This is a genomic window from Desertibacillus haloalkaliphilus, assembly GCF_019039105.1.
Lineage (GTDB): Bacteria > Bacillota > Bacilli > Bacillales > KJ1-10-99 > Desertibacillus > Desertibacillus haloalkaliphilus.
The window spans coordinates 1-350 of the sequence record NZ_JAHPIV010000486.1 but is presented as its reverse complement, the minus strand read 5'-3'; the positions used below and the strand labels follow the sequence as shown (position 1 = coordinate 350).

1 protein-coding gene is annotated in these 350 nt (G+C 43.7%); it reads left to right on the top strand.

What is annotated here, in order from left to right:
- A partial coding sequence (locus tag KH400_RS30285) for a hypothetical protein (protein WP_217228575.1) occupies positions 1–350 on the top strand: 350 nt, incomplete at both ends.

The window sequence follows — 350 nt, the reverse complement described above, 5'->3', positions numbered from 1 at the left end:
AAAAAAAGAGGGGGGGAGGAGGGGAAGGGGAAGGAAAAAAGGGAGGGGGGGGGGGGGAAAAAGAAAGAAAAAGGAAAGGAAAGAAAAAGAAAAGAAAGAGAAGAAAGGAAAGAAAGGGAAAGAGGGAAGGGAGGAAAAAAGAAAAGAAAAAAAAGAAAGGGAAAAAGAGAAAGAAAGAAAAAAAGAGGGAAGAAAGAAAAGGAAAGAAAAGAGAAGAAGAGGGGAAGAGGAGAAGGGGAAAAGGGGGAGGAAGAGAAGAAGGGAAGAAGAGAGGAAAGAGAGGGAGAGGGAAAAAAGGGAGGGGAAGAAAGGGAAAGAGGGAAAGGGGGAGGAAAAGGGGAAAAGAGAAA